Source organism: Paenibacillus sp. UASWS1643, assembly GCF_008693195.1.
Taxonomy (GTDB): domain Bacteria; phylum Bacillota; class Bacilli; order Paenibacillales; family Paenibacillaceae; genus Paenibacillus; species Paenibacillus amylolyticus_B.
Map to the genome: position 1 here is coordinate 1804831 of NZ_VXKZ01000115.1, position 26283 is coordinate 1831113.

General features: G+C 46.1%; 27 protein-coding genes. 1 reads left to right on the forward strand and 26 read right to left on the reverse strand.

Annotation, left to right across the window (positions count from 1 at the left end; genetic code table 11):
* Nucleotides 1-96: 96 nt before the first annotated feature.
* Nucleotides 97-615 (forward strand): MogA/MoaB family molybdenum cofactor biosynthesis protein, encoded by a 519-nt coding sequence (locus FE296_RS32045; RefSeq protein WP_124114105.1) that lies wholly within the window; start codon nucleotides 97-99, stop codon nucleotides 613-615.
* A gap of 68 nt (nucleotides 616-683) precedes the next feature.
* Here the strand turns inward: FE296_RS32045 and FE296_RS32050 are convergent, their stop codons facing one another.
* From FE296_RS32050 to yfmF, 26 genes are all read right to left on the reverse strand, one after another.
* A complete protein-coding gene (locus FE296_RS32050; protein ID WP_124114104.1) occupies nucleotides 684-1238 on the reverse strand; it encodes a hypothetical protein in 555 nt (184 codons plus the stop codon).
* Between the two features lie 74 nt (nucleotides 1239-1312).
* Nucleotides 1313-2332: an oxidoreductase gene (locus tag FE296_RS32055; RefSeq protein WP_150367651.1), complete on the reverse strand. Its 1020-nt coding sequence runs from the start codon at nucleotides 2330-2332 to the stop codon at nucleotides 1313-1315.
* A 112-nt stretch (nucleotides 2333-2444) separates the two neighbouring features.
* Nucleotides 2445-3098: a hypothetical protein gene (locus FE296_RS32060; protein WP_124114102.1), complete on the reverse strand. Its 654-nt coding sequence runs from the start codon at nucleotides 3096-3098 to the stop codon at nucleotides 2445-2447.
* A gap of 386 nt (nucleotides 3099-3484) precedes the next feature.
* Nucleotides 3485-4939, reverse strand: a complete 1455-nt coding sequence (locus FE296_RS32065) for a nicotinate phosphoribosyltransferase (RefSeq protein WP_091017227.1) — start codon at nucleotides 4937-4939, stop codon at nucleotides 3485-3487.
* A 195-nt stretch (nucleotides 4940-5134) separates the two neighbouring features.
* Nucleotides 5135-5692 carry a cysteine hydrolase family protein gene (locus FE296_RS32070; RefSeq protein ID WP_124115517.1) on the reverse strand — a complete coding sequence of 186 codons (558 nt, stop codon included), beginning with the start codon at nucleotides 5690-5692 and terminating at the stop codon, nucleotides 5135-5137.
* Nucleotides 5693-5758: 66 nt separating this feature from the next.
* Nucleotides 5759-6562, reverse strand: coding sequence for an NUDIX hydrolase (locus FE296_RS32075; RefSeq protein ID WP_062833857.1), 804 nt, complete (start codon nucleotides 6560-6562; stop codon nucleotides 5759-5761).
* Between the two features lie 78 nt (nucleotides 6563-6640).
* A complete protein-coding gene (locus tag FE296_RS32080) occupies nucleotides 6641-7045 on the reverse strand; it encodes a PaaI family thioesterase (RefSeq protein WP_150367652.1) in 405 nt (134 codons plus the stop codon).
* Between the two features lie 209 nt (nucleotides 7046-7254).
* Complete coding sequence (locus FE296_RS32085; RefSeq protein WP_272907590.1) at nucleotides 7255-7668, reverse strand: YlbF/YmcA family competence regulator; 414 nt, start codon at nucleotides 7666-7668, stop codon at nucleotides 7255-7257.
* Between the two features lie 301 nt (nucleotides 7669-7969).
* Nucleotides 7970-9526, reverse strand: coding sequence for a tRNA (N6-isopentenyl adenosine(37)-C2)-methylthiotransferase MiaB (miaB, locus tag FE296_RS32090; protein WP_124114101.1), 1557 nt, complete (start codon nucleotides 9524-9526; stop codon nucleotides 7970-7972).
* Nucleotides 9527-9838: 312 nt separating this feature from the next.
* Entirely contained in the window at nucleotides 9839-10411 is a 573-nt protein-coding gene (pduL, locus tag FE296_RS32095; RefSeq protein ID WP_017689107.1) for a phosphate propanoyltransferase, read from the reverse strand.
* 193 nt (nucleotides 10412-10604) lie between these two features.
* The gene (locus FE296_RS32100; RefSeq protein WP_223869122.1) at nucleotides 10605-11600 is read right to left on the reverse strand and encodes a dipeptidase; all 996 of its coding nucleotides are present in this window, start codon (nucleotides 11598-11600) and stop codon (nucleotides 10605-10607) included.
* A gap of 86 nt (nucleotides 11601-11686) precedes the next feature.
* The gene (locus tag FE296_RS32105; protein WP_007430104.1) at nucleotides 11687-11947 is read right to left on the reverse strand and encodes a stage V sporulation protein S; all 261 of its coding nucleotides are present in this window, start codon (nucleotides 11945-11947) and stop codon (nucleotides 11687-11689) included.
* A gap of 117 nt (nucleotides 11948-12064) precedes the next feature.
* Nucleotides 12065-12859 (reverse strand): TIGR00282 family metallophosphoesterase, encoded by a 795-nt coding sequence (locus tag FE296_RS32110; protein ID WP_017689109.1) that lies wholly within the window; start codon nucleotides 12857-12859, stop codon nucleotides 12065-12067.
* Between the two features lie 154 nt (nucleotides 12860-13013).
* Nucleotides 13014-14555 (reverse strand): ribonuclease Y, encoded by a 1542-nt coding sequence (gene rny / locus FE296_RS32115; RefSeq protein WP_036609258.1) that lies wholly within the window; start codon nucleotides 14553-14555, stop codon nucleotides 13014-13016.
* A 310-nt stretch (nucleotides 14556-14865) separates the two neighbouring features.
* Complete coding sequence (locus FE296_RS32120) at nucleotides 14866-15603, reverse strand: regulatory protein RecX (protein ID WP_150367653.1); 738 nt, start codon at nucleotides 15601-15603, stop codon at nucleotides 14866-14868.
* A 291-nt stretch (nucleotides 15604-15894) separates the two neighbouring features.
* Nucleotides 15895-16959, reverse strand: coding sequence for a recombinase RecA (gene recA / locus FE296_RS32125; RefSeq protein WP_053783851.1), 1065 nt, complete (start codon nucleotides 16957-16959; stop codon nucleotides 15895-15897).
* A 243-nt stretch (nucleotides 16960-17202) separates the two neighbouring features.
* A complete protein-coding gene (locus FE296_RS32130; protein WP_036670416.1) occupies nucleotides 17203-18459 on the reverse strand; it encodes a competence/damage-inducible protein A in 1257 nt (418 codons plus the stop codon).
* A 107-nt stretch (nucleotides 18460-18566) separates the two neighbouring features.
* Nucleotides 18567-19154, reverse strand: a complete 588-nt coding sequence (gene pgsA / locus FE296_RS32135; protein ID WP_062833849.1) for a CDP-diacylglycerol--glycerol-3-phosphate 3-phosphatidyltransferase — start codon at nucleotides 19152-19154, stop codon at nucleotides 18567-18569.
* A 320-nt stretch (nucleotides 19155-19474) separates the two neighbouring features.
* Nucleotides 19475-19966: a YajQ family cyclic di-GMP-binding protein gene (locus tag FE296_RS32140; protein ID WP_017689115.1), complete on the reverse strand. Its 492-nt coding sequence runs from the start codon at nucleotides 19964-19966 to the stop codon at nucleotides 19475-19477.
* Nucleotides 19967-20120: 154 nt separating this feature from the next.
* A complete protein-coding gene (locus FE296_RS33120; RefSeq protein ID WP_133384340.1) occupies nucleotides 20121-20321 on the reverse strand; it encodes a hypothetical protein in 201 nt (66 codons plus the stop codon).
* Nucleotides 20322-20358: 37 nt separating this feature from the next.
* Complete coding sequence (locus FE296_RS32145) at nucleotides 20359-21408, reverse strand: helix-turn-helix domain-containing protein (protein ID WP_150367654.1); 1050 nt, start codon at nucleotides 21406-21408, stop codon at nucleotides 20359-20361.
* A 66-nt stretch (nucleotides 21409-21474) separates the two neighbouring features.
* Entirely contained in the window at nucleotides 21475-22242 is a 768-nt protein-coding gene (locus FE296_RS32150) for a DUF3388 domain-containing protein (RefSeq protein WP_150367655.1), read from the reverse strand.
* A gap of 197 nt (nucleotides 22243-22439) precedes the next feature.
* Nucleotides 22440-22703, reverse strand: a complete 264-nt coding sequence (locus tag FE296_RS32155) for a DUF3243 domain-containing protein (protein ID WP_017689119.1) — start codon at nucleotides 22701-22703, stop codon at nucleotides 22440-22442.
* 163 nt (nucleotides 22704-22866) lie between these two features.
* The gene (gene ymfI, locus FE296_RS32160) at nucleotides 22867-23637 is read right to left on the reverse strand and encodes an elongation factor P 5-aminopentanone reductase (protein ID WP_150367656.1); all 771 of its coding nucleotides are present in this window, start codon (nucleotides 23635-23637) and stop codon (nucleotides 22867-22869) included.
* Between the two features lies 1 nt (nucleotide 23638).
* Entirely contained in the window at nucleotides 23639-24919 is a 1281-nt protein-coding gene (yfmH, locus tag FE296_RS32165; RefSeq protein WP_150367657.1) for an EF-P 5-aminopentanol modification-associated protein YfmH, read from the reverse strand.
* 3 nt (nucleotides 24920-24922) lie between these two features.
* The gene (yfmF, locus tag FE296_RS32170) at nucleotides 24923-26203 is read right to left on the reverse strand and encodes an EF-P 5-aminopentanol modification-associated protein YfmF (protein ID WP_150367658.1); all 1281 of its coding nucleotides are present in this window, start codon (nucleotides 26201-26203) and stop codon (nucleotides 24923-24925) included.
* Nucleotides 26204-26283 lie beyond the last annotated feature (80 nt).

Genomic DNA, 26283 nt, shown 5'->3' on the forward strand with positions numbered 1-26283 from the left:
CGTTATGCAATCATGTTCAATTCTTCCCCAGTACATTGCCTGATGCTAACGGATGGTCTATGCTATGAGGACATGTTGATTGAAGGAGGAAGTTTCATGACTAATTCAGTGGAACAACATCGCCAGGAAGCTCCGACCACGGTATCGTGCATGATTGTTACAGTATCGGACACACGCACCAAAGACACCGATGCCAGTGGCCAGCTCATGCATCAGCTTCTGAATGAAGCGGGTTATCAGATTGTTGAATACATCATCACACCAGATGAAACGGAGAACATTCGAAGCATCCTGCAAGATGCAGCTGTTCGTGATGATATCGAAGCCGTGCTGCTCAGCGGGGGAACAGGGATTGCACCCCGAGATACAACCTACGAAGCGGTATCCTCGCTACTCGACAAGGAACTTCCGGGCTTTGGTGAGATCTTCCGTTTTCTCAGTTACACCGAGGATATCGGTTCCGCTGCCATCCTGAGCAGAGCCGTCGCCGGAACGATTGGACGCACAGCCGTCTTCTCCATGCCGGGCTCCAAAGGAGCTGTCAAATTGGCAATGGAAAAACTCATTTTGCCCGAGCTGCGGCATGTGATGCGTGAAATATATAAACCCGTCTGAAAGATCAGACGGGTTTTTCGGGTTTATTTTCAGCTGTATAATAAAGTACGAAGGGGATCTCGCTCAACTTACCTTATTTGCCCCAGCACATGTTGGAACACCTGCATAACATCCTGTTCATACTTGTCCTTTTCCCCACCCGAAGCTGTATAAACAAGTGAGACGTATCCTTTGCTGCGAATCGTTGTCCGGCCAAGCGCATTCTCCAAGACAGCCTCATCACGATTCTCACTATACATTTGTTTCATGCTCGCAGCCCGGGTAGCTGCATCACTGAAAATATGGACTTTCACGATGTGTCTGCCACTTCCATTCAACAAATACATATAAGAGATCCCACCATGCCCGTCATCGGCAGACATATTATTCATCAGCTGAATACCTTTTGCTTCAAAACTCTTACTGATCTCACTCACCAATTCACCGTTTAATCCGTGTCCTTGACTCTGTGCCCGCACATTTCCTTCATCTGTCGCTTCACGGGTGTAGACCTTCCGCTCCTGCTCAATGGATGATGCCGAACAAGCCACCAGGGACCAGACACTTGTGATCAACACGCCACATACAAGTACCGACTTCATTGTTCTTCGAACCAGACTTCGTCCTTTTCTATCAAAACACATGCCAATCCTTCCTTTCCAGTCACATGTACTGTGACCCAATCAGGTAGAATTAGCATGTCTTAGGACTTGGAAACTTATGCGGATGGCAGATCTGATATTGTATTGACCACAGTCCGACCTACCGCACCACCTTGGAGTATCGTCTCAAGCGTATGCGGCAACTGATCTAGAGAAATTTCGCGGATTCCCAGTTCCAGCGCACGCTCCGGTTTCCATTCTCCACCGAGCAGTTCCCACAGCCGTTCCCGACGTTCCATCGGACAATATACAGAGTCTATACCAATAAGCTGGATACCACGCAGAATAAACGGAAGTACCGTAGATTCAAAAGCTGTACCTCCGGTCAACCCGGATACCGCTACTGCACCTCCATATTGAATCTGTTTCAATCGCTCCGCGAGAGCAGGTCCTCCTGTTGGATCAACAACACCCGCCCATAGCTGTTTCCCCATGGCTCCTTTAGCTGGAGCATCAGCTTCTTCACGAGTAATGACCTCTGAGGCGCCCAAGTTTCGGAGCAATGACTCCTCCTGCTCCTTCTTGCCTGTGCTGGCTGTTACTTCAAAGCCAAGTTTCGCCAGAATGGCAACTGCCATACTGCCAACGCCACCCGTTGCACCCGTAACCAGAACCTTGCCCATCTCCGGTGTCACTCCAGCCTGTAACAGCGCATCTACCGAAAGTGCAGCCGTAAATCCTGCGGTTCCAATTGCCATGGCTTCTTTTTCACTGAGACCCGGTGGCAGAGGCACCAGCCATTCACTGCGCAGACGAGCATACTCGCTGTACCCTCCGTAATGGGATACGCCAGGTTCAAATCCTGTACTGATCACCCGATCTCCTGGTGCAAAACGTCCACTGACCGATTCCTCTACCGTTCCGGCCAGATCAATTCCCGGTACCATCGGGTACTCACGAACGACACCACCCTTTTCAAGAGTCGCGAGTCCGTCTTTATAATTGACACTGGAATATTGCACCTGTACCGTTACATCTCCATTTGGCAGATCTTCCTTCTTCAGTTGCTCTATATCCGCTTTCACTCCGCCCTGTTCTACTTTACGGACAACATATGCGTTAAAATGGTTTTTCATCGATAGTCACTCCTTCTTTGGATTTTATATATTTTTCCATTAAGCACATGAATTGTTCGTATTCAGGCTTAACGGCTACCTTTTACCTATGAATTCTTCCCCATGTTGATGATCAAGCTCTGTCTCTCCTGAGCGTCAACAGATAGATTAGCGGACCCACAATAGGGATGATGCCTGCCGCGGCCCAAGCTGGTGAACGTCGACTGCCTTTGGCATCCCTGTATATCGCAATCACGGTAAGCAAGGTCAGCAGTACAAAATCAATCGTCATGATATGTACAAAGGCAGATTGCTTGAACGCGTCCATATATACATCCGGATGACCTTGCGTCACGGCATAGAATGCCGTACCCAGCGTCAACAGCAGAAGGACTACATGCGTCAACTTATGGGCTGCTACCCGTCCAATTCCCGACTCCCGCTGACGACCAAAGTGCAAGCTTGCGTAACCCGAAGCTCTATTTGCGGACGATGACCACGCATAATAGGGAAGCAGGGCAAAAGCACCCAGTCCGAAAGAAAGTATGACAAAAGGCCAAGCCGGTACACGGCCACCTCGTTCTTTCACAGATGTTCTTAACAGCATACAGGCATAAACTGCCGGGAAAATACCCAACCACGAAAACACAGTAAGTAACCAAGGCTCTTTGCTTTGCATTGTGATCAGTTCTTTGAATACCGGATCACTTCCAAGTGACTGCCCCGGTGCCAACAACAATGCATAGGCAATAAAAGCGATCCAGACCAGTCCTAATATCCATCTCATGTCTGCACCTCCTCTTACTTTCATCCCCTACAGCTACGGGATTGAATCAATAGATGCGGAATTTGGCGTCTCCTGCGCTTTCCCGAGAAATAATTACTGTTTTCCCCTACAACCTCTTGAATTGGGCATGACCATTTCCAGTATAGCCTGCTACCTTGGCAGTCTGTCCATGAGATTTCTTACATCACTGGTCCAACCCATCGGGATCATATAAGAAAAAAGTCTATCGACGTACTTTCATAGAAGACAGACCGCATTTAGCTGAGGTTTTTCTTGCGATCATCGAATCGTTCAACTCCGCTGAAAACGTATAATCCTAAGATCTTCAAAAAGGCATAACCAGTATTCCTCACTGGTTATGCCTCTCTGCATATTGTATGTGTGAATTATTCCTCTGTGGATTTCACATGTTCCGCAATGAGCTTCTGCTTCATATTCCATGCCGCAGGGCTGATGTTCACACGGTAGATCTCCGGGTTGAGTTTCCGTTGGTATTCCGGCCAGAAGAGGTTCATCTGTTCCCGGTGGTACGCCCGAATCTCATCCAGATTAGGCAGTTCATACACTTTACGTCCATTCACAAAGATTGGCTCCAGCATATTAACCGCTTCGTAGCGGGTAACCGTCTTTTTCAGGTAAGGGTGTAGCGGGTTGAACAGCTTGAGCGGTCCGCCCTGTAGCGGCTGCTCTTCATCTGGATAGCAGATATAATCTGCAATCGCTTTGCCATGTTTCGGATCAATGATCCGGAACACTTCCTTTTTACCTGGAGTGGACACCTTTTCAGGATTGGCAGATATTTTGATCGTAGGCAGCATGGCACCGTCCACTTCACGCTCCACCAATTTGTACACTCCACCCAAAGATGGCTGGTCAGAAGCCGTAATCAACTGTGTACCAACACCCCATGTATCTATCCGTGCTCCTTGAGCCTTCAGGTTGAAAATCGTATTTTCATCCAAATCATTGGATGCTACAATTTTCACATAATCCAGCCCAGCCTCATCCAACATCTGACGTGCCTGAATCGACAAGTACGCTAGGTCACCACTGTCGAGACGAATGGCATTCATCTTTTTGCCTTGGCTCTCCAACTTCTTGGCTGTCTTGATGGCGTGAGGTACTCCACTGTTCAATGTGTCAAAGGTATCAACCAGCAGCGTAACCTGATCAGGCAACACTTTGGCATACACGTCAAACGCCTCCTGCTCGCTCATAAAGCTCTGTACCCAGGAATGGGCATGTGTACCTGCTGTTGGGATCCCAAAGCGCTCTCCGGCCAGCATATTAGACGTTGCATGGAAACCTGCTACATACGAGGCACGTGCCCCCCAGATGGCAGCATCCGCTTCCTGTGCACGCCGTGTGCCGAATTCGAGCAACGTATCCTGTTGTGCTACCTGTTTGATCCGTGAAGCCTTGGTTGCAATCAACGTCTGATAATTCATGAAGTTAAGTATCGCCGTCTCTACCAATTGTGTCTCCATAATGGAGCCTTCTACCCGAATGAGCGGTTCGTCAGGGAAAACAATTGCCCCCTCCTTCATGGAATGAATCGTCCCCTGAAATGAAAACTGGAGCAATTCTTCCAGAAAGACCGGATCGTAATTTTCCTCTTGTTTGGATAAAAATTTGATGTCGTCCATCGTGAACCGAAGCTGGCTAATATAGTTCACAATACGTTCCAATCCGGCAAATACCGCATATCCGTTGCCAAAAGGAAGCTTACGGAAATAGGCTTCAAATACCGCCTTCCGCTTGTGAGTACCATTCACCCAATGGGCGTACATCATATTGATCTGATATTTATCCGTATGTAAAGCCAGGCTAGTTGTCTGCATTTGTCTCATCCTCTCTGACTTCCGCTCGTGCCCCCAGATTTCATCTGTGGACACGGGTTAACATATGGAGACTTATTCTTCATGATTCTGTTCATCCGTATTAAACAAACAAGTCTCCCGTAAAACTCTATACACCATTCACCACATTCATCCGGTTCCTAACATGAAGTCAACCAAACATGACTATGGAGCAAATTAAGCCAAGACTGTCTCGCTCGCCTTAACCACCGAAGCACCAAGGCTGGAACGAAAATGTCCAAGTGCCCACTCATGCCCTGCCGGATTGAAGCTGGCAACAGCATCTTCATATATTGTAATATGAAAACCTTTATTGTAAGCGTCCACTGCGGTATGCAATATGCAAATATCCGTGCATACCCCAATCAGTGCAATATCCGTAATACCACGTGCACGCAGTCTGAGTTCCAGATCGGTCCCACAGAATGCACTATATCTCGTCTTATCCATCCACTGTATATCTGTTTTCCGTTCTTCCATCACTTGGGCAAGACGACCATATAACTGTCTTCCCTCCGTATTTCTAATGTTATGAGGTGGGAAAAGTACAGTCTCCGGGTGATACGGATCATTTTCTTCGTGCAGATCCACAGCCATGATTACCTCATGTTTGTTCTTACAATAGGCCTCGGTTACAGCTGCAATCGTCTCTTCAATCTCAACTGCCGGCTGACCTACAGGCAAAGAACCTGTCACAAAATCCTTCGTAAAATCAATGACAATCAGTGCTTTCATCGTCAACACTCCCTTACCCAGAAATGGTTGATTCTGATTCAATCCAATTGACGCACCTACACCTTATTACGTATAGATGGAAAGTCGTGGTACGAGTTCTGTAAAACGATATAGCTGCGCCGGACGCTGCGAGTACTGGTTGGAACTCACCAGGTTCCCCTCTTCATCCCGTACTTCTTCCACAATGCCTTTACGGCTGCGGGTAGACGTAATCTTGCGAATGAAGTTTGGTTCTTCAAAATCCGGTACAACACTTTGAATAACCTGATATAATTCACTTAATGTAAAATCACGTGGCAGGAATTGACGAGCAATCGTCGTTTCCAGCATCTGCTGTTGAATACGTCGATAAGCATCTTCAATGATTGTTCTGTGATCAAAGGCCAGCTCCAGTTCTTGCAGCGCCTCCTGGATAGTGAACAATCCAACATCCTCAGCATCATCTGCGGCTTGACGTTGATCCAACATCCATTCTTCTACAAGTGCGAAAAATGCGTGAGAGATAATCCAGCCCCTTGGGTCACGACCCGGCTGACTGTATACATTCAAGTACTCCAGATGTCCACCGTCTACACCTGTCTCTTCCATCAGCTCACGCTTAGCTGCACCGTAGATGGATTCATTCTCCTGACAAAATCCACCGGGTAATGCCCATCTGCCTGCAAAAGGCCAGCCTTTGCGCTTGATTAGCATCACTTTCAGTTCCCGAATGGGAAGTGTCTTCGTCACCGTCTTGCGCTCCCGCTTGGTCAAGGTGAACATAACGATATCCGCAGGAACACCATCGGGGGTACGATATTTTTTGGAACTATAAGCACGTGCTGCTTGTTCGTCGCTCTCTGCATTGAAGTGTTCGTAATTTTCGCTCATGGGCACCACCGACTATTTTCATTTTGATAATTTCATTATGACATAATAATATCTTTTGTCAACCGCAGCATTCGTACGTTATGTTCTAGGGCGTACTATGCGGAATGTCGCCGTAGCCATACATCCCAACGTGCCCGATGCATCACGAACCTCCGATTGAGTCGTCACACTGCGTCCTGCTTGATGCAGTACCGTAGCTGTCACCGTTAATTCCCCTTGTTTCATTGGTGCGAGAAAATGTACGTTCAGATTCGTTGTCACACAGCCGTCCACTTCCATTGCTGCTGTTGCAACCATACCCATCGCCTGATCCATCAGTGAAGTTAATACACCCCCATGAATAATCCCCATGGAGTTGGTATGATGTTCGCCTGCTGTCAACGCGATCTGTACTTCTTTGCCGTCTCCTTTAATATATCGACAGCCGAGAAATCCCCAGAATCGTCCGTCTCCGTCTTCCACCATTTTGTCCAAAATACTCATTATTCATTTCTCCTTTATTTACTGTACGTATCAAGCTCTCTTGATGTCATGTGCCTTTATCATTAAAAATCAGCTATGCCACACAAAATAACCCCACAGCGTGGAGCTTTGCTTGGAATTATATTCCGAGTACTTGGCGATAGCCACTCCACGTTAACGGTTATGTAATGTCAAAAAAGGCGCGGACAGCGTCCGCACCCTTCCGTCATTTAACCGCAACTGGTCGGAGGTGAATCCGTTCCAGCCTCCACGTTTACTTTTTCAGAAACCGTATCCCGGATTACCGAGATTACGAGTTGAAGCAAGTAGTTGATGTCGCTCTGGCTCTGCTGGAATTCCGTAACCAATGGAATACTGTCCAGTTCGCTTTGCAGATCGTCAATTTCCTGTTCAATTTTGCTGACCATCTCTACATTTTTGAAGCTTTCAAAAGCAACAATCTCTTTTTGTTTTTTCTTGATCGTTGCAATCAACTGCTGGATGCGCTCATGATCACGAATTTTGGTTTCAGCCTGTTGAAACTGTCTAACTTCCTCACTCGTTCCGAGCATATCAGCCAATTCTTTGGCTTTTCCCATAATGTCGTCGCGTATGACCAGATTGCGCGTATCGTAGGTTGGCATTCCATAATGGTTGTACTGCACTTCTTCCTGCGCCACTGAAATCGCTCCATTCTATGAGATGATATAAGATGAATACTGGATGTTGCACTAAGCTCATTCGACTGCTGAGTGACCGCTGCGGTGTCGGATCGTTCTTTTGATCGCTGTTGTCTCCGGATTTTTTCGATTGAAAATTGTTCAAGGTTAAAATTCGGAGACAAAGGCGAACGCTTCGCTTCTACAGAATCGATTCCGTCACCTTCGCTACGCTCGGCTGCAACCCCACTAAGTGCAAAAATCATTCATCTTATTGGTGTGTGTATTACTGATTGGCAGCTACCGGCTCGGAGAGCAGGTTGCCCCGAATATAAAAAGTCATTGGATCGGTGATTTCCACTTGTACGAAAGTACCGATCAATTCTTTGGGTCCTTCAAAATGCACCAGCTTGTTGCTGCGGGTACGTCCTGCCAGAACTTCAGAATTCCGTTTGCTCTCGCCTTCAACGAGTACTTCAACGATTTTGCCGCGTTGCTCTTCATTGCTTCGATGGCTGTATTCGTTGATCGTTTCGTTCAAGCGCTTCAAACGTTCCTTCTTCACTTCCATCGGTACGTTGTCTTCCATCACCGCAGCCGGTGTACCTTCCCGTGGGGAATAAATAAAGGTATAGGCAAAATCATACCCTACTTCACGGACAAGGGAAAGTGTATCTTCAAACTGTTCTTCCGTTTCCCCCGGAAAACCAACAATAATATCCGTTGTCAACACAACATCCGGGATGGCCTTTTTAATTTTGTCAGCCAGTTTCAGATAGTGTTCCCGGCTATACTTGCGGCTCATACGTTTGAGCACTTCCGAACTGCCAGATTGCACCGGAAGATGAATGTGCTCCACCAGATTTCCACCCTTGGCCAGCACTTCAATCAAGCGGTCATCAAAGTCACGTGGGTGACTGGTTGTAAACCGTACTCGCGGAATATCAATTTGACGAATGGCATCCATTAAGTCACCAAAGCTGTAGTTCAGGTCGGTGAAGTCCTTGCCGTACGCATTCACATTTTGACCAAGCAGCGTGATCTCCTTAAAGCCTTGTCGGGCCAAATCCCGAACTTCGGCAATGACATCTTCAGGACGACGGCTGCGTTCTTTGCCCCGCGTAAACGGAACGATGCAATATGTACAGAACTTGTCGCAGCCATACATAATGTTCACCCAGCCGCGCATACCCTCACGTTTCTTCGGCAGGTTCTCAATAATGTCGCCTTCCTTGGACCACACCTCAACAACCATTTCTTTGCTGAACAACGCTTCCTGGATTAGATGTGGCAGTCGATGTACATTATGTGTACCAAAGATCATATCCACAAAGCCATGCTTCTGCATGATTCGGTTGACGACGCCTTCTTCTTGGGACATACAACCGCATACGCCAAGTAACAATCCCGGACGTTCAAGTTTTAGCGTTTTCAGGTGACCAAGCTCACCAAATACTTTATCTTCCGCATTTTCCCGTATGGCACACGTATTGAGCAGAATAATATCAGCTTCTTTGCGATTCTCTGTAGCCTGATATCCCATAGACTCAAGCAGTCCTTTGATGGTTTCCGAGTCATGCTCGTTCATCTGACATCCATACGTATAAACAATATAATGTTTGCCTTTCCCTATGTTTTTCAGTTCATCGGGAACGGCATTTTCGTAAAGCACCTGGACGTCTTCCTTGCCCCGCTGTTTCTCCTGACGATGATTGGGTTCCGATTTGATGTTAATCTCACGGCCCCGGATTCTTATCTTTTTGCTGAATTCATCTTGCGAAATTACTTTGGCATCGGAGAAATCAAAATATTGGGAGTAATCCTTTTTTGAGTCTTTAGCCATTTCCTTCGGTCACTCCTTACAGCCTCTATTAATAAAAAATCGTTCATTCATCCCTGTTCCACGTGAATTTCTTGCTTGGAACACTAAAAGAGCATTACAGCAAATTATAGCATGAATTGGGCTGTAGTTCCACATCCAAACCGCATGTCCCTTCGTCTAATCCGAAACATGCCATGCTCAGAAGAACAATCAGAAAATACAAAAACCTGAGCCTTGCCATCAGGGCTGGAATTAACCGGCTCTTGTTGGCTGTGCTCAGGTTTAAACGTTATTCAGACCGCCCTAATTGGCGGCTGAAGCTATTACATGTAATTAATCGATGATTTCAGCAGTGTCGCCATTACGAGCGCCAGCAGCGTTAGCTTCATCTGTATCAATATGCATGTCCAGTGCGAAAGAATCGGATACACGAGCCAGTACATTTTCCAGTACAAGACCGCGATCTCCGCCCAGGCGAACTTTCAGCATTTGTTTGTCCTCAATACCCCATTTAGCAGCATCAGAAGTATGGAAGTGAATATGACGAGCAGCAACGATAACACCTTTATCGATCGTTACTTCGCCAGCAGGGCCTTTAATTGTGATTCCCGGTGTACCTTCAATGCTTCCAGATTCACGTACAGGTGCTTTAACACCAATCGCAAATGAATCTGTCATGGAGATCTCCAGTTGCGTTTCAGGGCGAACAGGTCCAAGGATACGCACTTTATCAAACTGTCCTTTCGAACCAATTACCGCTACAGTTTCGTTAGCAGCGTATTGGCCAGGCTGGGACAGAGGTTTAAATTCAGTCAGTTCATAACCTTTGCCAAACAAAATTTCAACGTGTTCTTGGGATACATGAATGTGACGGGCAGATACGCCCACAGGTACTGTTTTACTCATTGTAAATTTCACTCCTTGTTTATCTATGGCCTGTACTCAGGCTCTTAACAATCCAATGGTATTATACCCCTTTTTGGAGTGAAATGAAAACGAACTGGTGAAAATTCATGAAATACACTTATTTCACCATCATTCCAGTCCTTTATTTGGAAAATTAGTTTCAATTCAACACATCAACGCACACACCAGTTCACTATTTCATGGAAGCCCCCTTTATCTTTGGATTGCTCTCTGGCAAGTGTTCCCCCAGATAACTCATTGCATTCCCCCACAACCAGCCACGAACCAGATGTTCATCATAATGTTTGAGCAAGATTTCTGTCAGTCTCGGATAATGTCCTGAATGTTCAAGTCTCTGAATATACGTTGAAATTCCATCAAAATCGGACCCCATCATCAGGTGATGTTGCCCGCCCAGAGAGCAGATCTCCTCAATATGAGGCAACAGATCTTCTATACGTACCTCACCCTCCTGCTTGACAAACCAGGGTACAAACGTCAGTCCAATCCGCCCTTCCCGGGCAATGATAGCCTGAATCTGATCATCTTTCAGATTACGCACATGGGAACATACGCTATAGCTGTTGGAGTGGGAGGCGATAAAAGGACGTTTACTCAAGTCAGCCAGTTCCCAGAATCCTTTCTCCGTCAGATGTGACACATCCAGCAGCATTCCGATTTCATTACACTGGCGCACCAGTTCTTTCCCCTTCTCCGTCAGACCTGCTCCACGCTTCTCCATGACTCCGTCAGCCGCCCAATTGGCATAATTCCACGTTAGTCCAATAATTCGAACGCCCATCTGATAACATAACTCCAGATAGAACAGGTTGCCCTCCAGGCCATCCACACCCTCCAGAGTGATTAATCCCCACTGACCCTCTGTTTGCCCCACCAGAGCCACCTGTTCCCGCCATAACAACGTCTGCGTGCCGCCAGGTTGCTCCTGACTTCTCTCTACACGTCTACGATAAATTTCCAACTGCCCCATCACATGTTCAAATTTGCCTCTGCCAAGTACTTCGGGTAAATAGATGGCGAACGCCTGCAATCCTACATTTCCCTCTTTCAAACGTTGCAAGTTCACATCCAGTTGTGGGGCATCTTGGAATGAAAGAGCAGGCTGCATCAAAATTTTGCTCAGTGCATCACAGTGAAAATCAGCTACACGCCAATCAGACATGGACATCTTAAACCCTCCTCCATATGTTATTGCAAAAAAAACGCAAAAAAACCTGTCTACATCGTAAACAGGTTCAATGCATACTGCATGTATTATCTGGGCTCCACAATCAGCTTAATGGCCGTTCGGTCCTCGCCGTCGATCACAATGTCTGTAAAAGCTGGAATACAAATCAGGTCAACTCCGCTTGGTGCTACAAATCCCCGGGCTATCGCTACCGCTTTAATGGCTTGGTTCAGTGCTCCCGCTCCAATTGCCTGCAGTTCAGCATTTCCACGTTCACGAAGAACCCCTGCAAGAGCGCCGGCTACAGAATTAGGATTGGACTTTGCTGAAACTTTTAATACATCCATGGTAAGTACCTCCCTGGGAATGTTGAAAGTTTGTTTCCACTTACTAGATGTTATTCGCGGGAGGCAAAAAAATTCCTTCTTTTTAGACGGGTTTCCCTGCAAATTGGGACAATGCCCCTATTCCATGCGCCACTCGTCCTCCATCAGACGAATTTTTTCGATGCGTGTTGCCGCACCTGTGGCTTCATCAATTTCAACAAACACACCATGGAAGTGCCATTTGCCATCATCCACAACAAAACGTACAGGTAGCTGAGTGTAGAACTTACGCAGTACGGCCTCACGCTCCATGCCCAAAATGCCGTCACGAGGCCCTACCATGCCTGCATCCGTCAAGTAAGCTGTTCCTCCAGGCAAAATCCGATCATCATTACTCTGTACATGCGTATGTGTTCCTACAACGAGAGACGCACGTCCATCCAAATGCCATCCCATGGCAATCTTTTCTGACGTCGCTTCAGCATGCATATCGACCAAAATACATTTATGGTCTTGGCGCAGCTCATCTACAATTTCATCAGCTACACGGAATGGACAATCCAGAGCAGGCAGGAACGTTCTTCCTTGAAGATTGACAATCGCCAGCTCTTTCCCTTCGCCTTTGACAACCGTGTATCCTCGTCCTGGTGTGCCTGGTGGAAAGTTCGCTGGACGAATCATGCGGGGCTCATCATCTATAAAATCAAAAATATCCTTATTGTCCCAAGTATGATTACCAAGTGTAATACCATGTACACCCCAGTTGAAAAACTCATTTGCGATTGCACCGGTAATGCCGCGACCTGCTGCCGCATTTTCACCATTCACAATCACCACATGTGGCTTATACTTCGATTTCAGGTACGGTAAATTTTCCTTTAATGCCTTACGTCCCACGTTACCTACAATGTCACCAATAAACAAAACTTTCATTGATTACTGCCTCCTCAATTCCTGCAAAGTCCTCTTACTTCAAATGTTGAACCTTTGCAGGACTCTATCTCATGCTCCATGATGTGTAGTTGCCTTTTAACAGGCTATCAACAGGAAAAGTGGCCCACTACTGCGGCCACTTTTCCGTAATGCTCTATTTTGCGTATTCAACCGCACGGGTTTCCCGGATGACGGTGACTTTGATGTGACCCGGATAGTCGAGTTCATTCTCAATCATCTTCGTGATGTCACGGGCTAAGCGGAAGGCTTCAGCATCATCGATCTTCTCAGGCTGTACCATAACGCGAACTTCGCGTCCGGCCTGAATGGCGTACGATTTCTCGACACCTTCGAAGGACTCTGAGATTTCTTCCAGCTTCTCCAGTCGTTTGATATACGTTTCCAGCGTTTCGCGGCGTGCGCCTGGTCTTGCTGCGGAGAGCGCATCTGCTGCGCCAACCAACATGGCAATGACCGAAGTCGCTTCGCAATCTCCGTGATGGGACGCGATACTGTTGATTACAACCGGATGTTCTTTGTATTTCTTCGCTAGTTCCACGCCAATTTCGACGTGTGATCCTTCCACTTCGTGATCCAGCGCTTTACCGATGTCATGCAATAGACCTGCACGTCTTGCCAGAGTTACGTCTTCTCCGAGTTCGCCAGCCATCAGTCCAGCCAGATAAGCGACTTCCATGGAATGTTTCAAGACGTTTTGACCGTAACTTGTACGGAACTTCAACCGGCCCAAAATTTTGATCAGATCCGGATGCAGACCATGCACGCCCACTTCAAAGGTAGCTTGCTCACCGTATTCACGGATGCGCTCATCCACTTCTTTGCGGGATTTCTCAACCATCTCTTCAATCCTTGCCGGGTGAATCCGTCCATCAGCCACCAGTTTCTCCAGGGCAGTACGGGCGATCTCACGGCGAATCGGGTCAAAGCCCGACAGAATAACAGCTTCTGGCGTATCATCGATAATGAGGTCAATCCCTGTAAGGGTTTCAAGCGCACGGATGTTACGTCCTTCACGACCGATAATCCGGCCTTTCATTTCTTCATTTGGCAGAGTAACAACAGATACCGTTGTTTCCGCTACGTGGTCAGCCGCACAACGTTGGATGGCGAGTGTGATAATCTCGCGGGACTTTTTGTCCGCTTCTTCCTTCGCTTGTTGTTCAATGTCCTTGATCATTTGAGCCGTCTCATGACGAACTTCCTGTTCTACGTTGGACAGTATGATACTGCGTGCGTCTTCCATGGTGAGGTTGGATATACGTTCCAACTCTGTCACCTGGTTTTTGTAAATCATTTCGATCTGCTGCTGAGTCTCATCAATTCGTTTCTCTTTGTTAGCCACTTGCTCTTCTTTACGTTCGAGTGATTCCAATTTTTTATCCAGCGACTCTTCTTTTTGCAACAATCGTCTTTCTTGTCGTTGAATTTCATTCCGACGTTCACGAGTGTCTTTTTCAGCTTCAGCACGAATGCGATGGATTTCATCCTTCGCTTCCAGCACCGTTTCTTTCTTCAGTGCCTCTGCCTCTTTCTTCGCGTTCTCCACGATTTGTACGGCAGCTTGTTCCGCACTAGAGATTTTAGCCTCTGCAAGAGATTTGCGAATAAAATATCCTACTCCGAACCCAATGATTAGCGCGGCCACAACGAGAGCGATCGTGATTGCAGGATTCATACTGTTCACCTCCTCGTTGGTTCCTCCAAGGCATTCCTTGGGTCAATTTGCAGTTTTCAAACCTTACATATGTTTGGGAATAACGAATACTCACGGCGATCCCCCGCCGATTTTCATTTCACATGTACATGTTTCCACGTACTATTCACTGTTTCCAGCGAACCCATAATTAAGAATGGTATAAATCTTAAGAAACCGAAACCGCTTTTTTGGAAGGAAAAAGGGTTGTCCATTTCTTACAGACTCATGTCCATTTTAGTATTTGACGAAAGAAATTGTCAAGAGAATGCAGTATAGAGACTCTAGTCTGCTAATCCCATAACAACGCTTCGTCATCTTCAGGGTCCCCAGCCTCATCTTCTTCAATTAAACAATTCACGACCCGGCGCACCATATCCATTGAAAAACCACGTCTCATTAGGAAGGGAAGCGTTTTATTTTTCTTTGCTTTGACGTCCCCTTTGACCTGATTCCATTTTTTGCGTCCGGCACTCAGAGCAGTCTCAAATTCCGCATCCGTACTAACACCTTCCAGTGCTTCAGCAATTAGATCATTGGCAATGCCCTTTTGACGCAGCTCTTGCCTTATCCACAGTTTTCCCTTCCGCTTGCCCTCCATACGCTGTCTTGTCCATTCCTTCGCAAATAGATCGTCATCCACTAACTTCTCCCGCTCAAGTCGATCCAGCGTCTCTTCAATTAATGGTGCAGCAAACTCTTTTTGACGAAGTTTCTGACTTAATTCATGGCGTGTTCGCGGCTTATGCTCCAAAAAGCGCAGAGACTGTGCATACGTCCGCTGTCGCTCATCAGCTACAATGATTTCTTCCAGATCCTTCTTCATAAACGTATTGCCTTGAGTCATCCTGTATTTAATCATCACATCTTCAAGAACCGTAATGGAGTGGATACCAAAAGTGATTCGATAGCGAGCTTGCCTGCTCTTCGTTCGTTCTACACGTGTAATAATAAGTTCTTCGTTGTCCGGAAATTGGGATAGGCCGTCCTGTTCTGCTTCTTCATATAAGTCCTCGTCATGTTGATCCATTCAGGTCTCCCCTTTCATAACATTTTCATTCTGACTACGCCAAGCACATCTTCACATAAGACAAAGAAGACAAAGAACACTAATAATACAAAAGACCGGGAACTCAGCCCGGCCTTTACTCCACAGTTAGCGTGCTAACAGCCCCTGTCCATTGGGACAGGGGCTGTTAGGCAGCACGAGTACACCCACTACAATCCATTATCCAGATTGATCCAAGCTCAATCAGATAAGTTTACGGAATCCAGAGGGCAACACCCTCAGGATCCTCCCTACAAGGGAGGACTTGAGAGATTACTCGTTGATTTCAAACAATTCTTGTTCTTCTGCTGCTTCTTTTTGTTGCTCTTCACTAGTTGGCGCAGGAACTGCAGTAGTCAAGTTACTTGCTACACGAATTTTTTGTTCAATGATTTCAGCAATATCTTTATGCTCTTTCATGAACTGCTTTGCGTTCTCACGGCCTTGTCCTAAACGTTCGCCTTCGTATGAGTACCATGCACCACTTTTATTAACGATGTCCAGCTCTGTACCAATGTCAATGATACTGCCTTCTCTCGAGATACCCTCACCATACATGATATCCACTTCCGCTTGTTTAAACGGAGGTGCTACTTTGTTTTTCACGACTTTAATACGAGTACGGTTACCAATCATGTCATTGCCTGATTTGATACTCTCAATACGACGCACATCCAGACGTACTGTGGAATAAAACTTCAGAGCACGACCACCAGGTGTTGTTTCCGGGTTACCAAACATAACGCCGACTTTCTCACGAAGCTGGTTGATGAAGATTGCGATTGTTTTGGATTTGCTGATTGCACCAGACAATTTACGCAGCGCCTGAGACATCAAACGCGCTTGCAAACCTACGTGTGAATCACCCATTTCGCCTTCAATCTCTGCTTTTGGTACCAATGCGGCTACAGAGTCAATAACAACGATATCTACTGCACCACTGCGCACAAGAGCTTCTGCAATTTCCAGCCCTTGCTCACCCGTATCTGGCTGAGATAGAAGCAATTCGTCAATGTTAACACCCAATTTGCTTGCATATTGAGGATCAAGAGCATGCTCGGCATCGATAAATGCTGCTTGTCCACCAACGCGTTGTACTTCAGCAATCGCATGCAATGCGACAGTTGTTTTACCTGAGGATTCAGGTCCATATATTTCAACAATACGGCCTTTAGGCAAGCCGCCTGTTCCTAATGCAATATCCAAAGCCAAGGAACCACTGGGAATAATTTCCACATTCATATGCGTGGACTCACCCAGTTTCATGATGGATCCTTTACCAAATTGCTTCTCTATTTGACGGAGCGCCATATCAAGCGCGGCACGACGGTCTGACAATAAGCTCACACCCTTTACTGTTTATAAGATAATGATACCTTGTTTTAACACGTTTGCCAAGCTTTTTTTCGAACATACATTCGTTTTTTTTGTAAAGGCCGAGGCGCCTCTTCCTCAAGGAAACTTTCCATTAAACAGAAAAAAGAACCGTAAACAAGGCTGTAAAGCCTAATTCTACGGTTCTTCCGTCTTCCTTAATTATACTTGCTTGGAACTGTAAATGCAATCGAAGCTATTAACTAATCAATCCATCGCCACAAGTTTTTGCCATAAACGATAGAGAATCGCTTTGGCTGAACGAATGCGAACCGTCTCGCGATTACCATTAATACGCAGCTCATGAATTTCCGTTTCTTTTCCACGTTCAGCAAGAGCGATGAAGACAAGTCCGGGTGGTTTGCGTTCCGAATATCCCGGTCCAGCTACACCGGTAACAGCCAAGCCAAAATCAGCATCGCCAATCATGCGGATCTGCTCAGCAAGCACTTTTGCAACCTCAGGACTTACCGCCCCTGGTGCATCTTCACCTTCCAGATAATCATGAGGCACATTCAGCAGCTTTTCTTTAATTTCATTGGAGTAACAAACAATTCCACCTTTGAGCATTGACGCACTTCCGGGTACAGAGGTCAGACTTTGCATGACAAGCCCTCCTGTACAGCTCTCAGCAGCGCTGAGCGTCAGCCCCATGTCAGACATCATGGTTACAATCGTGTACTCTATAGGCACATCCTCATTCGCGTAGAGATGTTCTGTCAAACGCTCCCGAATCTGAACCTCCATCGCATCCAGCTTCAGCTTCGCCTCTCCCTCACTCGCAGCCTTTGTGGATACACGTACCGTAACTTCGCCTTCGCTCGCGTAAGGAGCAATCGTAGGGTCTGTCTGCGCGTCAATCAGATCCAATAGTCGATCTTCCAAAGCAGATTCACCAATACCTGCGAATTTGAGCATTCGGGAATAGATCGGCATCTCTTCTGTGAGTACATGCTGGAACAGCCAAGGTTTGACTTCCTGTTCAAACATTGGAATCAGCTCTTTAGGTGGTCCAGGCATCACAACATAATATTTGTCATTGTCAGAAATCGCATTTCCTGCCGCAAGGCCCGTTTCATTGGCCAGAGGTGTTCCGCCATCAATAACGATCGCCTGACGTCGGTTATTCTCTGTCATGTCCACATTACGATCTCTGAAAAAGCTCTCAATTTTGTCCATTGCCATTCGATCTGTATGCAGTTTTCGGTTAAGAACAGCTGCGAGCGCATCCTTGGTCAGATCATCTTGGGTAGGTCCGATGCCACCGGAAAATAAAATAACGTCTGCACGGCTCTGCGCAATGCGAATAGCTTCACTAAGTCGGTTCAGGTTATCCCCAACCACCGTTTGGAAATATACATCGATCCCCATCGCAGCCAATTCACGGGATAGGTATCTGGCATTGGTATTGACGATTTGTCCAAGCAGCAGCTCTGTGCCAACTGCAATGATTTCTGCCTTCATTGAGCATCCTCCTATACACGTGGTGAGTGATCAAAGGGCAATAGGATAATTTCCTATTGCCCCTGACCCAATGCTTCCTTCATGATTACCCATTTAAGAACAAACCATTATGCTTTTGTTAAATGAAGCAAATTTTTGTTTTTGATAAAGTAATCGATACCCGACCAGATGGTAATAAGCGCTGCTGCCCATACCGCAATAATATCGACGTGAATACCCGTGTATGAAAACGGGAAATTGTTCAACAGCAACAGCACAATCGCCACAATCTGCACTACAGTCTTCAGCTTGCCCCAAGCACTGGCGGCAACAACCGAACCATCAAGCAATGCAATTTGACGCAAGCCGGTAACTGCAAATTCACGACTAATAATAACAACTGCAATCCAGGAATCCAGCTTGCCCATCTCCACAAGCGAGATCAATACTGCAGTAACCAGCAGCTTGTCTGCGAGTGGATCGAGCAGTTTCCCCAGATTGGTAACCATGTTATTTTTCCGCGCAAGGTATCCGTCAATTCCATCTGTGCTTGCGGCGATGATAAAAATAACAGCAGCAATCAGTTGATTATACGGAAGCGAAAAGCTTCCAAGCTGCAACGGCTCTGGATAAAATGGAAAATCCACGAGCAGGAACACCATCAAAAAAGGGATTAAGCAAATTCGTGCAAGCGTAATCCGGTTGGGTAAATTCACAAGACGCCCTCCCTCATATCCTCCATTACTCCAAACAATCATCATAATCCCGTTATCATCATCCGGAACATGAAATGTACAGTTTCAATGTCAATCCAGATTAACATGATCCCACTATGTAGAAACGCAAAAAATAAAGTCAACCGCTCAAAAGCAAAACCGCTTTAAACGTTCCGGTGACTTCCAGAAGATGTACTGCTTTTCACAAAGTCAGCAAACGATGAGGACTGGACTTGATGCTTGACTGCCAGCAATGCACACTTAGTATAATATACGCCCAATACCGTGTCAAAAAACACTTTAGCTACAAAATGACCATATTACTTAAAATTTGTATATTGCAAATCCAGAGGTAGGTTAGCACCATTTAGCAGCTGCATGACAGCTTGCAAATCATTTTTACTCTTACCAGTTACCCGCAGCTGGTCTCCCTGAATCTGACTCTTCACTTTCATCTTGGAGTCCCGAATAAGAATATTGATTTTCTTGGCGATGTCCTGATCAATCCCCTGTTTAAAATTCAAACGCTGGCGGACTGTACCAGAAGACGCTGGCTCTACCTTTGCGTAATCGATGTTTTTCAATGGTAGACCCCGCTTCGCCATTTTGGATTGCAGCACGTCAATGACAGCCTTGAGTTTGGTCTCATCATCAGATACGATCGTTAACGCATCCTTATCCAGTTTCAGGCTGCTCTTGCTGCCCTTGAAGTCATAACGAGTGCCAATTTCTTTCTCGGTTTGTGTAACGGCATTTGTCAGTTCTTGTAAGTCCATTTTGGACACGATATCAAATGAATTTTCTGAGCTCAAACCAGTCACCCTTTCAGTTAATCGTATGTTCTGTAACATTATAGAGGATACCTTAAGCAAAAGTCTAATTTCAAGCTGTTTTACACAAAGAAAAAAGCATTTTTGGCAGCCACTTGTAGTGGCTGCCAAAAATGCTTGCTGATCCAGCTTCCAACTAATAGCGGCTGCGGTTGGGCTGTCTGAACATATCGAGCACACCCAAAAGTACATGTGCAAGTCCAAAACCCAATATTCCGTAACCCCAAGCACTTGGTGTCAGGTAATAACCCAGGAGGCTGACAATGATCCCTAAACCTGTTACGATCCAGCTGACTGTCACAGCCATCCACCTCACTTCACCAAAAGTTAACTGCAAGTTAAGACACGATTATTGTCTCCTGCAGTTGACCTGGTTATTCGCTACCCGTGGTACCCCCTGTACCGTCCGTTGATCCATTTTCAACACCTGTGGAAGAAGTAGTGTTACTACTGTCTTCACCAAGCTTCAGACGGATCCGATTGGTCGCCTTGCCATCCGTTACAACTTGCCCGCCAACCTCAATCGTGGTCGCTGCAGCGTAACCGGACTTAATATACATTCCTGTACTATCCAACTCAAAGGTATAGCTGTCACCTTCGGCTGTGTTACCATACTCCAACTTCTCTCCACTGGAGTTTTCGCCTTTGTACACTTCCAGCCAGCTATGACCTGTTGCTTTGATCGTAACCGTTACAGGTTGCCCTGCACTACCGTTAACTTTAAAGTTCGTAATATTTCCTGATTTCCCATCTTCTGCAACAGTCACATTAGACGGTGAATTGTCTGTCGGTTCTTCCTGATTTTCTCCCGTTTGTCCGTCGGTTTGACCATCAGTTTGACCGTCCGTCTGTCCTTCAGTGTCTGTACCGCCACCATTACCGCCAGCGTCGCCCTCACCTGTACCGTCAGTACCTGAATCTGTCGCAGGCGGATTAGATGCCTGTCCGTTGTCGGCAGGTGGATCCGGTTTATCCTCAGGCTGTTGTTGACTGTCTGTAATTTTGACTGAATCAAGCCCCGGATTGTCTGATTCATCACCATTGTTATACACCACGTATACATACAACAGTACTACGATCAAAACAGGGAATGTCCACATCAGCGCGACAGACATCCACCGATTACTACGCTCAACCGGACGGCTGGAACGCTTCTGAATAACCGGTTCCATTGTTGCTTCCGTCTCTTCTGCGGGTACGTCTTTTTTGTGTCCCTCCAGCAGCTCATCAGGATTCAGTCCCACGGTCTCCGCATAGGTTTTGATGAAAGCACGCACATAGAAGCTACCCGGCAGCACTTTATAGTCTCCTGCTTCTATGGCCTCCAGATACCTCTTGCGAATTTTTGTCATTTCCTGTACATCGTCAAGACTCATCCCTTTTTGCAGCCGGGCCTCCCTTAACTGCTGACCCAGTTCAGACATGCCATCTCCTCCTTATGTTTATCTCTTGAGTTGTTGCTAATCTATTTCATGATTCCGTACGGTTCCTTACAATTCGTCGGTGTAGCTAGCCGTAAACGTATCATAAATAATTTCTTCATTCGGATTGTTGCGAAGTTCAATAATAATATCAAAATCATTAAAATCATATTCGGATTCCTGCACAAAAATATCCGGATGTTCAATAACTTTGGTACTTTGCATCGACATAATATCCTGCAACAAATTGTAATGCCGCTCGCTGGAACGAATCGTACTTACAATTCCGTCAATGATGAAGACATTGTTCGGGTTCAATTCGTCTTCGGACATTTGACTCCTTATCGTCTGACGAAGAAGTGTGGAGGAAACAAACGTCCATCGCTTCATTGCACATACGCTGCCCGCAATAATAGACTCCGTTTTACCAACACGAGGCATTCCGCGCAAACCGATGACCTGATTGCCTTCCCTCTTAAATACTTCACCCAAAAAGTCCACAAGTAACCCAAGTTCATCTCGTGTGAAACGAAATGTCTTGCGATCATCCGAGTCACGGTCAATGTATCTGCCATGACGCACCGCCAAAATATCCACCAATTTAGGTTGACGCAAAGCCGATACGGTGATGCTGTTTACTTTGCCAAGCATTTCACCAAGCAAACGGATTTTTTCATCATCATCCGATTCAAGCAGCATGCCTCGAGTTTTGCCTTCAACACCGTTAATGGTCAATATATTCACTTCAAGCATCCCCAGCATAGAGGCGATATCACCTAACAAACCGGGTCTGTTCTTATGTATTTTATATTCCATGTACCATTGTTTAGATTCCATTTCAACACCCCGTAATGCATTATTCCACATTATTCGACAGCAACAGAACGTGTCCACTGGACAACAATCTGAGACATCTTCTAAAAATGGGTCACGTTAATGATATATAAAATGAAAATGAATTACAAGAACAGCTCTGTAATCCGTTTGTAATCATTAGAGAAAAGCCCCCTTGCGGGAGCTCTTCATCTGTAATCTTATGCGTTTTGTTTGGCCAATTTGACCATCAGGCACGCAATCGTACGACGCTCATCTGCATCGCCGACATCCCATAACTCTTTCAATGCCCGGTTGGAATGGTTCGCCGGATCGACTTTCTCATCAAGGAAGTCGCCGATTTCATACGCAAGTTTGTTGATGGTTTCTTCACTCATTCCCATCTTCTCTGCTTGCAGTACGCGGTCACCCAGGAACTTCTTCCATGTGTCAAAACTGGAGAGCACTGTTTTTTCTGTTGACATGATAAATCCTCCTTAGATGACGCATGAGATTTAAAATCAACAGTTGTAATATGTGCTTTCGAGGCATTTTATATACGAGCATTTTGAAAATAATCCGGAAGACGGCTGCTTCTCAGCAACCTTCACCTGTTTTGTTCACAGCCAGTCAAGTTTTCTTGCTTTTTTACGTTAACCAACCGCCGTTTGGACTAATAATCTGCCCGTTGATATAACCCGATTCAGGGAGGGCCAGAAAATAAACCAGTGATGAGATTTCATCAGGTTGAGCAAGTCTTCCTGCCGGAATTTCCTCTTCCAGCATCTTCAGTTCACTCTGATCCAGATGGTTCAACATGGATGTCTGAACGGCGCCAGGAGCAACAGCATTTACGGTTACTCCAGAAGGTGCGAGTTCTTTTGCAAGTGCCTTGGTGAATGCATTCACCCCGCCCTTGGTTGTAGAATACAACACTTCGCAAGAGGCACCGGACAGCCCCCAGATCGACGATACATTAATGATTCGACCATACCTTTGGGAGATCATGTGAGGCATCATTTCCTGTGTACACATAAACGTGCCTTTGAGATTAATGGCCATCACTTCATCCCAGATCTCCTCTGTAACATCAGACAACATCCCATAGTGCGAGATGCCTGCATTGTTCACGAGGATATCTGGCATGAGATTGTGTGACTCCAGCTTCTCACGCATACGTTCAATCTGTTCCCGGCTGCGAAGATCCGCAGACACGGTCATGATTTTTCCATTGCCCTGTTCCATGCACCGTCTGGCGGCTTCATTCGCTGCTTCATGCGATTTCATATAGTGTATAACAACATTCATTCCCACTCTGGCGAAACGTTCTGCGATAGCGGCTCCGATGCCACCGCTTGCTCCAGTCACCAGTACAGTCATTTCCCCAATTGCCTTCAATTGTCCTGTTCCCCTCTCCATATCAAGGACTCACGACTAGCGATACAGCCAGTTGATCCCAGCGAATATGCTCTCTCAGTCTGAGATTTACATCTTCCAGTGTAATCGATTCATAAAGCGGAAGCATATTGAAGAAATCACCGCCACGGAATTGCTGACGTGTAAATTCATGTGCAATGTTCTCCGGAGAATTGAGCATACGCAAATATCCGCCTATTTTCTTTTTGCGTGCACGTTCAAAATCCGTGGATTCGAACCCCTTTTCTACAATGGCATCCACTTCTTCACGTATACGTGCCAGCAGTTGATCCGGATCTTTCGTGTCACCACCAATAGCTGAAAACGCGTATTGCGGCGAACTGTTATACTCATGTCCAAAGCTGTCCGAGATCAGATCTTCATCGTAGAGCTTCTGAAATAATCGTGTGCTTGAGCCAAACAAAAGATCCATCATCAGCTGTGTTGTCATATCCCGCCGTAACAATTGTTCCCCTGTAAGTCCAACGTCCGTCTCCTTGAACCCAAACAGACATTTGGGCAGTGAAACAGCCAGTTTTGCTTCCCTTCTGGCTTCTCCTACCTGCTCAGGCTCCGGCTCAAAGAAACGTTGAATACTCCCCTGTGGCTTATAATCTTTCTGTTCCTGGTTCGAACGGACCATATCAATGACTTCCTGTGGATCTACACCACCTACCACGAATAAGAGCATATTACTCGGGTGATAGAAGGTGTTATAACACTCATACAACATCTCTTTGGTAATCGTACGAATGGATTCCACCGTTCCTGCAATATCGATATGCACCGGATGTTTCTGATACATTGCCTCAATCAATCCAAAATAAACACGCCAATCCGGATTATCAGCATACATGTCAATTTCCTGTCCGATAATGCCTTTTTCCTTTTCCACATTTTGATCCGTGAAGTAAGGATTTTGCACAAAGTCAACTAATGTTTGTATATTTTCATTCACATATTCGGTCGCTGAAAACAAATAAACCGTCTGATCGAAGCTCGTAAATGCGTTAGCTGAGGCACCGTGAGACGCAAATGTTGCAAAGATATCGCCTGTTGGTTCTTCAAACATTTTATGCTCCAGAAAATGGGCAATTCCATCCGGAACCTTGACTGCTTCCTGTCCCTCAACCTGAAAATGATTATCCACCGATCCATACTTGGTTGCAAACGTAGCATACGTTTTCTGGAATCCCGGTTTAGGCAAAATATAGACATGCAGTCCGTTATCCATTACTTCGTAATATAGTGTCTCCTGCAAATGTTCATACCGAATGCTCTCCACCGACTATTCCTCCTTCTCGTCCCGCAAGAAATAAATCGTATCCAGACGGAACTGTTCTGCCGCCTCACGAACATCTTCCTTGCTAATATGTCCTACCTGAGCCAGCAGTTCTTCAGCCGTTCTCTCTTTGCCAGACAACTGTCGATTGAAATCATAAGCGATCATCTCAAAAGCCGAATCCTGCATTTCCTTAAGCAGGTTACGGATCATTGCTTTGGTCTGGGACATTTCCAGATCACTGATTGTACCGCTTTTCATTTCTTCCAGCTGCTGCTTGATGATCGTGACGGCCTTCTCATAATTAGGGATTTCAATCCCGGATTGAATCGTGGCAATGCCTTTATGTCCGTCATATCGCGAAGAAGCGTAATACGCCAGGCTTTCTTTTTCACGAACATTAACAAACAGTTTGGAATGAGGATAACCACCGAGAATCCCGTTGTACATTAGTGCTGCTGCATACTGAGGATCTCCATAAGTGATCGATGTACGGAGTCCCATATTGAGTTTTCCCTGACTCACATTCAGTCGCTCAATAACGGTCTCTGCTTCCTTATCTCCTCGAACCGCTGCCTGTGTCTGGTAATCGGAGGAGGACGTTCGATCTACATTGAAATGACGCTGAACAAGGTTCTCCACTTCCTCCAGTGTCGTATCCCCTACCACGTAAAGATCCATACTCGCCTGTTGCAGCCACTCCTGATAAGACGCAGTCAGTGTGTCAGGCTCAATCCCGGGCAGATCCTTTCGCTCACCCAGGGGATGAAGACGGTACGGCTCGTTCTTGCACATTTCCTCGATACTGCGTTCAGCGGCATAGCGCATTTTATCATTTACGATGGACTCCAGCTTTTTCCGCACAGTCTCTCGCTCTGCTTGTACATAAGACGTCCTGAAATGTCCATTCTCCTGTGCAGGTCGTGTAAGAACCTCTCCAAGGAAGGAAAATGAACGATCCAGTAACTGCTCATCCCCTCCAACAAAGGAATCATTAATGGTATCCATTCGGAACTGTACAATCTGGTAATCCCCGCGTTTATAAACGTCAAAACCAAAACCTGCTCCATACAGATGCTCCAGTTGCTCACGAAATTGCGTTGTTTCCGGATAGGACTCCGTGCCGCGTCGCAGAACAAAAGGTGTCAGTGCTACTTTGGTTACTGTATCTTCCCGTAAGGGAACTCCTGCATATAACGATATAGCAAACGTTTTGAAACGTTTAGTCGGAAGCACATGTATACGAAACTCTCTCTTGCTACCTCGTTCGAATCCTGATGTATTCAAATGTCAAAACCCCTTTACGGCGTCATTTATCATGCAATCGTATTAAGCTAAACGTAACAACCATTTTAACCCATTCAAAA

What these genes read in the sequence shown, in the direction of transcription:
- FE296_RS32110 (WP_017689109.1), bottom strand. Translation starts at nt 12,859, where the DNA reads ATGAAAGTTTTGTTTATTGGTGACATTGTAGGTAACGTGGGACGTAAG.
- FE296_RS32085 (WP_272907590.1), bottom strand. Translation starts at nt 7,668, where the DNA reads ATGCCAACCTACGATACGCGCAATCTGGTCATACGCGACGACATTATG.
- FE296_RS32060 (WP_124114102.1), bottom strand. Translation starts at nt 3,098, where the DNA reads ATGAGATGGATATTAGGACTGGTCTGGATCGCTTTTATTGCCTATGCA.
- FE296_RS32120 (WP_150367653.1), bottom strand. Translation starts at nt 15,603, where the DNA reads ATGGATCAACATGACGAGGACTTATATGAAGAAGCAGAACAGGACGGC.
- FE296_RS32045 (WP_124114105.1), top strand. Translation starts at nt 97, where the DNA reads ATGACTAATTCAGTGGAACAACATCGCCAGGAAGCTCCGACCACGGTA.
- FE296_RS32065 (WP_091017227.1), bottom strand. Translation starts at nt 4,939, where the DNA reads ATGCAGACAACTAGCCTGGCTTTACATACGGATAAATATCAGATCAAT.
- FE296_RS32130 (WP_036670416.1), bottom strand. Translation starts at nt 18,459, where the DNA reads ATGAAGGCAGAAATCATTGCAGTTGGCACAGAGCTGCTGCTTGGACAA.
- FE296_RS32155 (WP_017689119.1), bottom strand. Translation starts at nt 22,703, where the DNA reads ATGTCAACAGAAAAAACAGTGCTCTCCAGTTTTGACACATGGAAGAAG.
- FE296_RS32050 (WP_124114104.1), bottom strand. Translation starts at nt 1,238, where the DNA reads ATGTGTTTTGATAGAAAAGGACGAAGTCTGGTTCGAAGAACAATGAAG.
- ymfI (WP_150367656.1), bottom strand. Translation starts at nt 23,637, where the DNA reads ATGGAGAGGGGAACAGGACAATTGAAGGCAATTGGGGAAATGACTGTA.
- FE296_RS32075 (WP_062833857.1), bottom strand. Translation starts at nt 6,562, where the DNA reads ATGAGCGAAAATTACGAACACTTCAATGCAGAGAGCGACGAACAAGCA.
- FE296_RS32080 (WP_150367652.1), bottom strand. Translation starts at nt 7,045, where the DNA reads ATGAGTATTTTGGACAAAATGGTGGAAGACGGAGACGGACGATTCTGG.
- FE296_RS32145 (WP_150367654.1), bottom strand. Translation starts at nt 21,408, where the DNA reads ATGTCTGAACTGGGTCAGCAGTTAAGGGAGGCCCGGCTGCAAAAAGGG.
- rny (WP_036609258.1), bottom strand. Translation starts at nt 14,555, where the DNA reads ATGAATCCTGCAATCACGATCGCTCTCGTTGTGGCCGCGCTAATCATT.
- FE296_RS32055 (WP_150367651.1), bottom strand. Translation starts at nt 2,332, where the DNA reads ATGAAAAACCATTTTAACGCATATGTTGTCCGTAAAGTAGAACAGGGC.
- pduL (WP_017689107.1), bottom strand. Translation starts at nt 10,411, where the DNA reads ATGAGTAAAACAGTACCTGTGGGCGTATCTGCCCGTCACATTCATGTA.
- FE296_RS32105 (WP_007430104.1), bottom strand. Translation starts at nt 11,947, where the DNA reads ATGGATGTATTAAAAGTTTCAGCAAAGTCCAATCCTAATTCTGTAGCC.
- miaB (WP_124114101.1), bottom strand. Translation starts at nt 9,526, where the DNA reads ATGGCTAAAGACTCAAAAAAGGATTACTCCCAATATTTTGATTTCTCC.
- FE296_RS32150 (WP_150367655.1), bottom strand. Translation starts at nt 22,242, where the DNA reads ATGGAATCTAAACAATGGTACATGGAATATAAAATACATAAGAACAGA.
- FE296_RS32100 (WP_223869122.1), bottom strand. Translation starts at nt 11,600, where the DNA reads ATGTCCATGTCTGATTGGCGTGTAGCTGATTTTCACTGTGATGCACTG.
- FE296_RS32070 (WP_124115517.1), bottom strand. Translation starts at nt 5,692, where the DNA reads ATGAAAGCACTGATTGTCATTGATTTTACGAAGGATTTTGTGACAGGT.